Source organism: Acetivibrio straminisolvens JCM 21531, from assembly GCF_000521465.1.
Lineage (GTDB): Bacteria > Bacillota > Clostridia > Acetivibrionales > Acetivibrionaceae > Hungateiclostridium > Hungateiclostridium straminisolvens.
Genome location: NZ_BAVR01000092.1, coordinates 1 through 10,262, shown reverse-complemented (window position 1 = coordinate 10,262; position 10,262 = coordinate 1). Strand labels below are relative to the sequence as shown.

Sequence of the window (10,262 nt, the reverse complement as noted above, 5' to 3'; positions counted from 1 at the left end):
CTTTTAATAAATTATTATTAATATTAAAATTAATTTTTTTAATTCAAGCTCTACTTTACTTGTTTTATTTCAAAAACTTTTTGAGAATATTTAATTAATTTTTTGAATAGCTTATTTATTTCAATAATCAGAGCTATCTGATTAATTATTTTAAGATTCTTAAACTGTTCATCGTCTAGAAGGCAGGTAAAGCGAGATTAAAATCTTCGATAGTATTATCTTTGATAGAAAAAAGTACACACTATAAAAGCATGTACTTTATATCAAATATTACCCTATCACGGTCCCGTACCAACGCCGTCAATTCTCCATCCGCTTTTTTCAGATTCTTTTTTCAATATAACAAATCTTGTTCGAACACCATTATTTTCTACTATTGGCTCTTGGAACTCAAAATCAACTGTAACCTCATATTCCAACACACCCGGTTCGTTGTCGAATCCCTTAAATTCTTTTATCTCCAGCAATTTTGCTTTTTTAATATTACTGTCAATTTTACTCTCATTTTTATTGAAAAGGTCTTGGCTGTTCATACCAATTGATAAATATTTCAATTGATTTTCCCTTGTCGTACATGCCCGTATCATTTTCTCGTTATGCTCATCTATCGCCTTGAAATACTCTCTGACAACATCCTCCGGCTTCATTTTGGATAACCTGATTTCCAATTCATCCTCAAAATCAATATAATCTTCAATCCATACATTCCATTCCTTGCCGGAAACTTCTTTCAAGCTCTTTCTGTCAAGAGAACATGCCATAAAACCATATCTTCCGGCATCAATGTATGCACCTATGATTTCATCATTATACTTAACAACAATACCTCTGGCATCTATTCTTGGCTTCATAAACTCGGGAAGCGGCTCTCTAAGCCTGTAAATCTCTACTGTCACATCTTTTCCCATATACTTGGTAAAATCAAGACCTATTCCTTTGGATAGTTCGTTATTATGAGCCCAGTATATTTCTATAGGATATTGGCCTGCTTTGTGTTTTAGATTGCCAGGCAATTTCTCTTTTATAGTATTTATTCTATAGTCAACAGTCCAGTTATACTTGCCAAATAGCTCAAGTACCTGTTTTCCAATATTCGTACCGGGATTTGCATACTCATTCAAATCAGCCATATACCTAAAGAAACTATAATCCGGCTCAAGCTTTTTTCCCTCGTCCTCCATGTATCCTATTTCATAAAGAGTATCGTATGCAAAAGTAATCTCCTTTTTACCTCCATTTACTTTGGTAATAACCAGTTTATTGTTTTTGTAGGCCATTGCACTCATCTTGCTTATTTTAGATTCATCCTCAAGCGGCTTGCTTTCGTTTATCATAGACATGATATCGTGTATCATTTTATCGTCTGTGATAGATATGGGTTTTACTTCATTGGTGTAATATCCGTCAGGATCAAGGACAACTTCAATTGATGTAATATCTTTTGTACTGCCGAAAGTTTCGGGCTGCTCATCTCCAACCTGGTTTATCGGTGTGTTCTGAGGTGAAGTAATCGGACAGCTTGTATTTGAATTACAACCTGCCGAAAAAATTAATATCGCTGTCAATAGAAACATCAAACATCTTCTGTGCAATTTATACACCCCCCAAATTTCAAATGCCAGATATTAACACCACACTTCTAATAATCTCAAAGGTATTTACTCGCTTCTCTTACACTTAAAGAGTGCAATTTATTGTGGGCAATGAACTGCTTTACCCACTCTTTGTCTGTTTTTGAATACTCCCTCAACGCCCAGCCAATGGCTTTGTTTATGAAAAACTCTCCTGTATCGCAATTTTTAAGTATCTCCCCGCTTAAAATGTCTGTGTCGGTCTTTTCTTTGATTTGTGATTATAAGTTTTTCGATTTTGTCTATATCATTTGAAACCAGCAAAGCTTTAACAGCAGTCAAATAATCCAGCGCAAAATAGTGAAACTCCCTTTCCGGCATATCGTAGCATTGGAATATAAACTGCCAGTGAACTTCCTTATCCTTTTTCTTATCTTTCAAAAAATCCTTGGAGAGTTTTGCCCTTATTGGCTTTGGTATGCCCAAAAAAGGAAACTTGTTTTTCATATATGCCGACATTTTTGCAGCATTTTCATCATCCCGTGCATCATAAAAAGTTTTAAATATGTCCATTGTAGACCTACTTTCATTTCTTTTTTGATATTATTATACCAAAAAAGTATTTAAAGGTGTAGGCTAAATTATATTTATACAATTCAAATCTCACTAACTTAACTTATCAAAAGTCGAATAGGAATAATAATTCCCAACTAAAAAAATACATTTTTTTCGTATGTGTAATTCAGAAAGAAAAATGCACTTAAATAAAAACAATATTAAGGAAGGGGTGATACGTTTATTGATACTATCTGCAAAATTACAAGTAACTAAAAAGAGTATATGAGTACTTTGCAAAAAGGAGGGATAATGGGAGGTTCTAACATTATTGATTTGCGGTTATTCTGTAAACTGTTTCCGGATTTTGAAAGAGTTTGTGACAGAAAAGTCGTAGTTGCTCAGTGAAAGTTGAAAATACTGGGATAATTTATGAAAAAGGAAGGGTAATAAAATGAGGGATTTAAAGAAGTGGTATATAATTTTCTTAACCGTCATGCTGGTCATAAGCGGTATATCTTTACCTAAAAGTTTTGCTGCAAATCAGGTAATGACCGTAGACTTGGCAGAAGATACTGGAGAAATTTACTATGGTGCTATTGGCGGGCTTTATGCAATGGGTAGTGAAGGCGTACCTTCAGATAACGTGATTGTTCCTCTAAGAATGAAAGCTATTTCGCAAAAGCCTCCTGAAGGGCTTCAACATCCTACCGGTGATGCACTTAATGTTGCCCCACAGTTTTTGAGAGCCGGTGGAGAGTATGTTATGATAATGATGCAGGACATATACAGAAACTGGCCCTATGAAGATCTTGGTATTAATGACTATCTTTCGAAAATTGAGACAATATGCAGAAAGGTTGTTGCAGACCCGCACCGCAGCAGCTATGTATATGTTCCGATTAATGAGCCCGAATGGATTTGGTACAGAGGAAATATGAACAGATTGTGTAGCGAGTGGAAAATGATGTACGAAAAGATCCGCTCAATCGATCCCACAGCCAAGATTGCAGGACCTAACTATGCAGTATACAACAGCTCGGTTTACCGTCAATTTATGACTTTTTGCAAAAACAACAACTGTTTGCCGGATATAGTGACATGGCATGAATTGGATGATGGATTCTTTTCAAACTGGTATAATCACTATAATGATTACAGGAACATTGAGAAAAGCCTCGGAATTTCTCCAAGACCGATAAACATAAACGAATATGGCAGAATCAACGTAGATGGAGGTATTCCCGGAAATCTCGTGCAATGGATAGCACGTTTTGAAAATAGCAAAGTGGATGCTTGTCTTGCTTATTGGACAACAGCAGGAACCTTGAATGACCTTGTAACCCAGAACAACAAAGCAACCGGTGCATGGTGGCTGTATAAATGGTATGGAGAACTTACAGGACACACTGTAAAGGTAACTCCGCCAAGCTTGAACGGATCACTTCAGGGATTGGCTGCTCTGGACAAAGACAAAAAACAGGCCAGGGTTATTTTCGGCGGGTCATTAAGAAGCACTGACGTATTTGGTACTGATGTAGTAGTTAAAGGCTTCAATTCGCACTCCTTCTTTGGAAACTCGGTTCATGTAACTGTTTGGGGAGTGGACAATACCGGTACTAATCCTTCCGGTGGGCCATACTTGGTACATGAAGGTGACTACAACATTTCCAACGGACAAATTACGGTACCTGTCAATAATATGAAAGCATTATCTGCATACCATATGATAATAACTCCTAATACAGACCTGTCGCCTGCCAATAAAGGCAACCGTTATGAGGCAGAATATGCGAGGATTTCGGGAACAGCAACCGTTGTTCACGGTAAACATACCGGTTATTCGGGAACAGGCTTTGTTGAAGGATATGCCGGAAGCAATAATGCAAGCACCAATTTTGTTGTAACTGCCGACAAGGACGGATATTACAATGTAACCTTGAGATATTCTGCAGGTCCTTACTCAGGAGCACCCAATACCAGATATTTAAGGATGGTTGTGAACGGTGGGCTCCATAGGGATATAGCTTGTAACCAGACTCCTGATTGGAATACATGGGCAAATGTTACTATCAAGGTATTTCTGCAGGCAGGTATCAACCGTCTGGACTTCAAGGCTTTTGCTTCGGATGAATCGGATTGTGTAAATATAGACTATATTGAAATCGAATCCACATCCGGTACCATTAAAAGCTATGAAGCCGAGGATTCTGCAAATACACTGGGCGGATCGGCTGTAAGGCAAAGAGATAATGCTGCATCGGGCGGACAATATGTAGGCTGGATTGGAAATGGTTCTAATAATTATCTCCAATTTAACAACGTTAATGTTCCGGAAGCAGGTACATACAAGATGGTGGTTCAATTTGCCAATGCTGAAGTATTTGGTGATCACTCTTATAATAATAATGTGGTTGACAGGTATTCAAGTATTAGTGTAAACGGAGAGCCTATAAAAGGGCATTATTTCTTCAACACCCGTGGATGGAATATATATCGTACAGATATAATAGACGTATATTTGAATGCCGGAAACAATACAATTAGATTTTATAACAGCTCATCGGGGTATGTACCGAATATCGATAAGATAGCAATCGCTGCTCCCTTTGAGGGGGGAACAGTACCAACTCCTACACCTACGCCAACTTCTACACCTACTCCTACTCCGACAAAGGATTTTGTATATGGAGATTTAGATGGAAACGGCATAGTTAATTCAACAGACTTCTCTTATTTAAAAAGGTATTTGCTAAGACAAATTGAAGAGTTCCCCTATGAAAAAGGTTTAATTGCGGGAGATGTAGATGGGAACGGCACTATTAATTCAACAGATTTATCTTATTTGAGAAAGTATATATTAAAAATCATATCGGTATTTCCGGCAGATTCATAACATAATTTAAAAATTATACCCCAATTAAAAGTATTTTTACGTATTAAATAACAACAGATAACAAGAATAAGTCACAAACCAAAAACCCAGAACGAATCAATTAATAAAGTAGTTCTGGGTTTTTCTCAAATCATTATATGTTACGTATATCGGGCCGTATTCTGAAGAAAAGGAACAAAATGCCCGAAGATGAACTTTCAGATGAGCCTGAAGATAAAAGAGGAATTATAAATATGGTATTATTATATTAGATTATAAATTTCAAATATAGATGGGGAGGGATTAATTACGATAAAGCGGGCTTTAAAATTTATTGTATTGGTTTTGGCTATGGTACTATTAGCCACTTCAGTGTGTTACTCAAGCAATCCTTCGATAACGCTGACTTCAACGGTTCTTGATGGTGATAAAGCAAAATTGCAATCCTATAATTATTCGCATATGTACGTAAGAAATGCAAACTTTGACGTAAGGATAGATGATAATGTTACACCGGAGACAGATGCCCAATGGGTGCTGGTTCCCGGTCTTGCCAACAGTAAAGAGGGATATGTATCTATTCAATCTGCTAATCATCCGGGATACTACTTAAGACACTGGAATTATGATTTCAGATTGGAAAAAAACGACGGGACCGCAATTTTTGCAGAGGATGCGACATTTAAAATGGTTCCTGGGCTTGCGGATCCTTCATATACTTCTTTTCAGTCCTATAATTATCCTAACAGATATATAAGGCATTATGATTATCTATTGAGGTTGGATGAAATTGTAACGGCTCTTGACAGAGAGGATGCTACATTCAGAGTGATTGACGGTTCATCTGTAGATCCCGACAAACCGGATGATTCGGTTATTGTAACAAATCCAATCGTCAGGCGGCGGGCAGATCCATGGGTTTACAGGCATACCGACGGTTATTATTATATGACGGCATCCGTGCCGGAGTATGACAGAATAGAGCTAAGACGGGCAAAAACCTTGCAAGGACTGTCAACAGCTACACCTAAGACAATATGGAGAAGGCACTCCAGCGGAATTATGGGAGGCCATATCTGGGCTCCGGAGATTCATTTCATTGACGGAAAATGGTACATTTATTTTTCAGCGGGAACATCCTCTAATTACTTCGATATACGCTTGTACGTCCTTGAATGCCAGGATTCAAATCCTCTTACCGGAACTTGGGTGGAAAAAGGTCAATTAAAGACCAATTGGGAGTCTTTCACCCTCGATGCAACCACCTTTGAACATAACGGTACAAGGTATCTTGTATGGGCTCAGAAGGACCCTAAAATAGCAAGTAACAGCAATATTTATATTGCCAAAATGAATGGGCCTCTTGCCATAACCGGAAGCCAGGTTATGATTGCGTCACCTCAATATTCATGGGAAAAGGTGGGTTATGCTGTTAATGAAGGCCCTGCTGTTTTAAAGAAAAACGGTAAAATTTTCATAACCTTTTCGGCAAGCGCTACTGACTCAAACTATTGTATGGGATTGTTAACTGCCTCTGACACCGCTAACTTATTGGATCCGAAATCATGGTACAAATCGCCGAATCCTGTATTTCAGAGTAATACATCCACAGGGCAGTACGGGCCCGGGCATAATTCCTTTACAACATCACCCGATGGGAAAGTGGATATTATGGTATATCATGCGAGGAACTACCGGGATATAACGGGAGATCCTTTGTATGACCCGAACAGACATACCCGTGCGCAAATAGTTAACTGGAATGCTGATGGTACACCGGATTTCGGAATACCGGTTGCTGACGGAACAAATGTGATATATATCCCGCCCCAGACACCAACACCAACGCCAATACCTACAAATAGTGCTACTCCCAATGACTTAATCTACGGCGATATAAACGGAGATAATTCTGTCAATTCGACGGATTTGACAGCTCTAAAAAGATATTTGCTCGGAAGAATTGCTCCGACGGCACCGAACTGGAGACTGACCAGCGACCTTAATTTGGACGGAAATATAAACTCAACGGATTTGACAATACTTAAGAGGTACATTTTAGGTAGAATTAAAGCACTGCCTTGGGTAGATTAGATATAGGGAGCATAGAAAGTCAAAAAATTATTATTTATTTTTAAATAAATTTTGGGAGGGACGTCATGAAAAATTTGAAAAAGTTTACATTGGCGATTGTATTTGCTTTCCTGACGGCAGTATGCTTTCAGTATCCTAGAATAGCCAGTGCTGCAACAACCGTTACTATAGACCCTGATGCAACCTATCAAACCATTGAAGGCTGGGGGGCAAGCCTATGCTGGTGGGGAAATCAGATTGGCCGGTGGTCTGCCGATAACAGGAACAAACTGATTGAGAAAATTGTCAGCCCGACCGATGGCTTGGGATATAATATATTCAGGTATAACATCGGCGGCGGAGATAATCCCGGTCATAATCATATGCGGCTTATGCGGATATTCAAGGATATCAGAATGCAGACCGTTCGTGGAACTGGAATGCTGATGCCACTCAAAGGGCCGTTCTTAGCCGGCTGATAGAAAGAGGGGAATATTATGGTTCGGAAATTATACTTGAAGCGTTTTCCAACTCTCCACCCTACTGGATGACGAAAAGCGGCTGCGCTTCCGGAACCACCGATGGCTCCAACAACTTAAGAGACGATTATTATGACGATTTTGCCGACTACCTTACTGAGGTCGTAAAGCATTTCAGGGATGCATGGGGTATTACATTCAGGACTTTAGAGCCCATGAATGAACCCAATGCAAACTGGTGGACGGCGGGTGGTAGACAGGAAGGCTGTTCCTTTTCATACGCCAATCAACAGAAAATCATTAAAGAGGTAGGAGAGAAATTAAGAGCCAAAGGGTTGACGGGGACAACCGTCAGTGCTGCCGATGAAAACAGTATCGACACTGGTCTTTCGGGGCTTCAGTCCTATGATACAACCACTTTGTCCTATATGTCCCAGCTCAACGTACATTCTTATCACGCTCGAAAAGAGCCCAGCTCAGAGACCTTGCAAAATCCAAAGGGCTTAGAATTTGGCAATCGGAATCCGGCCCGTTGAATTTTGACGGCAATATGGCAGATTCGTGTATCATGCTGTCAAAGCGTATTGTTACCGACTTGAAAGAATTACAGTGTGTGGCATGGTTGGATTGGCAAATAATAGACGGAGGTAATTGGGGCAGTATATATGTAGATGATGCGTCCCAGACCTTTACTCTTACCGAAAAATTCTATATGCATGCAAATTACAGCAGGTTTATAAGGCCCGGCTATACAATTATAGGTGCCAACAATGAAAAAACGATTGCAGCAATAAGCCCGGATAAAAAGAAGCTTGTTATTGTAGCAACCAACGACAATAAATCCTCGAGCGAAAATTTTACATTTAACCTGTCAAGGTTTGCAGGTGTAAACAGCTCTGTGGAGGTTTATAGAACATCTCCTAGCCTAAGCCTTGCAAAAAACAATATAACTGCGTCAAATAAAACTGTTTCCGACACCTTGCCGCCGTATTCGATAAATACATATGTTATATCCCTTGACAGTGGCGTTGAATCAGTACCGGAGGTAAGGCTTCAATCTTATAATTATCCCAATAGATATGTAAGACATGCAGATTTTGATGCAAGGATAGATGAAAACGTTATCCCCAAAGAGGATTCACAATGGAGGCTGGTTCCAGGCCTTGCCAACAGCAGCGAAGGGTACGTTTCCATTCAGTCGGTAAACCATCCGGGATATTACTTAAGACACTGGGATTATGATTTCCGGTTGGATAAGAACGACGGAACTACAATTTTTGCTGAGGATGCAACATTTAAATTGGTTCCGGGACTTGCGGACCTTCCGGTGTTTCTTTTCAGTCGTACAATTATCCCGACAGATATATAAGGCATTATGCATACTTGTTGAAGCTGGAGAAAATTTCAACCGATCTGGACCGGCAGGATGCAACCTTTATAATAATCAGCGATGATGCTCCCGGACCTATAACAGATTCAGGGTATATAATGGCTTATTTCAAACAGGCACCGGGTGAGTATGGCTCAATCTTTGCTATAGTACAGATGGGCTCCACTGGAGAAATATAAACGACGGAAAGCCGGTTTTGTATGCACAAATGGGAACAAAGGGAATTAGAGACCCGTATATCTTCAGAAAACAGGACGGAAAGTTCGGAATAGTTGCAACCGATATGCTGGGAACCAATTGGGGAGATACGAGCCAGTATATTCATTATTGGGAATCCGAGGATTTGATAAACTTTACCGAGCGCTTAATAAAGGTGCATAACAGAAGCAACATGCATGCCTGGGCTCCGGAGGTATTCTATGATGAAAGCAGGAAGCAGTACGGCATATACTGGGCGGGTAATACGGATTATAACCGGATATATGTAAACTATACAACGGATTTTAAGACAGTGAGTGACTGTGAAGTGTTCTTTGATCCCGGTTATGATGTAATTGACGCTCATATTGTCAGTGACAAAGGAATGCATTATTTGTTTTTCAAGGACGAAAGGGCATCGGGAAAGTCCATTAAGGTTGCCAGATCAAGCTCCTTGTCTCCCAAGAGCTTTAGTGTATTTACCCCAAATTTCATAACCTCGGCCAATACGGAGGGACCCTTTGTTTTCAAAGACAAAAACTCCGACTCATGGTACATGTATGTTGACCTTTTTTCGAGCAACGGTAATTTTGAATGCTGGAAGACAAACGATTTAAATGCTTTAAGCTGGACAAAAGTTACCGGAATCAGTGTACCGCAGGGCGTAAGACATGGAAGTGTTATAAGTGTAAACCGATGGGAATTGGAAACTGCCGTTTCCCGAAAAGTGGTTACTCCACCTGCTCCAACACCCCCACCGGTACTTAAAGGTGATGTAAATGCCGATGGAACGATTAACTCGTCGGACATAACAGTATTAAAAAGATATCTGCTACGAAGAATAACACTTACAGAAGAGATGCTTTTAAATGCTGACACCAATGGAGATGGTGCGGTAAACTCTTCAGACTTTACATTGCTAAAACGGTATATATTGCGTAGATAGATTCCTTCCCGGTTTAAACGATAAAGTTTCGATGTGAAATTAGCCTGTTAGAGACTTTGAAGCAGTTTCTAACAGGCTTTCTTGGTATCAATAAAAGCATCAATATAATTCTCTGAACATACTATATTGCAGTAACTATTTTAATTGAGCGATTTAGACTTGTGCGGTAAAATGT

3 protein-coding genes and 2 pseudogenes are annotated in these 10,262 nt (G+C 39.4%); 3 read left to right on the top strand and 2 right to left on the bottom strand.

Annotation, left to right across the window (positions count from 1 at the left end):
• Window positions 1–278 precede the first annotated feature (278 nt).
• Together JCM21531_RS15995 and JCM21531_RS15990 are read right to left on the bottom strand one after the other, a co-directional pair.
• A complete protein-coding gene (locus JCM21531_RS15995) occupies window positions 279–1,601 on the bottom strand; it encodes a DUF4830 domain-containing protein (RefSeq protein WP_038291328.1) in 1,323 nt (440 codons plus the stop codon).
• 47 nt (window positions 1,602–1,648) lie between these two features.
• A pseudogene (locus JCM21531_RS15990) lies at window positions 1,649–2,078 on the bottom strand (DNA alkylation repair protein).
• A gap of 502 nt (window positions 2,079–2,580) precedes the next feature.
• Here JCM21531_RS15990 and JCM21531_RS15985 point away from each other — a divergent pair.
• The 3 genes and pseudogenes from JCM21531_RS15985 to JCM21531_RS24655 all read left to right on the top strand — a co-directional run bounded on the left by JCM21531_RS15985 (window position 2,581) and on the right by JCM21531_RS24655 (window position 10,104).
• Window positions 2,581–5,022, top strand: coding sequence for a CBM35 domain-containing protein (locus JCM21531_RS15985; RefSeq protein WP_038291323.1), 2,442 nt, complete (start codon window positions 2,581–2,583; stop codon window positions 5,020–5,022).
• A gap of 330 nt (window positions 5,023–5,352) precedes the next feature.
• Window positions 5,353–7,095, top strand: a complete 1,743-nt coding sequence (locus tag JCM21531_RS15980) for a family 43 glycosylhydrolase (RefSeq protein WP_038291321.1) — start codon at window positions 5,353–5,355, stop codon at window positions 7,093–7,095.
• Window positions 7,096–7,160: 65 nt separating this feature from the next.
• Window positions 7,161–10,104 (top strand): annotated as a pseudogene (locus JCM21531_RS24655) (AbfB domain-containing protein).
• The last annotated feature ends 158 nt before the right edge of the window (window positions 10,105–10,262 follow it).

What these genes read in the sequence shown, in the direction of transcription:
- JCM21531_RS15980 (WP_038291321.1), top strand. Translation starts at nt 5,353, where the DNA reads ATGGTACTATTAGCCACTTCAGTGTGTTACTCAAGCAATCCTTCGATA.
- JCM21531_RS15985 (WP_038291323.1), top strand. Translation starts at nt 2,581, where the DNA reads ATGAGGGATTTAAAGAAGTGGTATATAATTTTCTTAACCGTCATGCTG.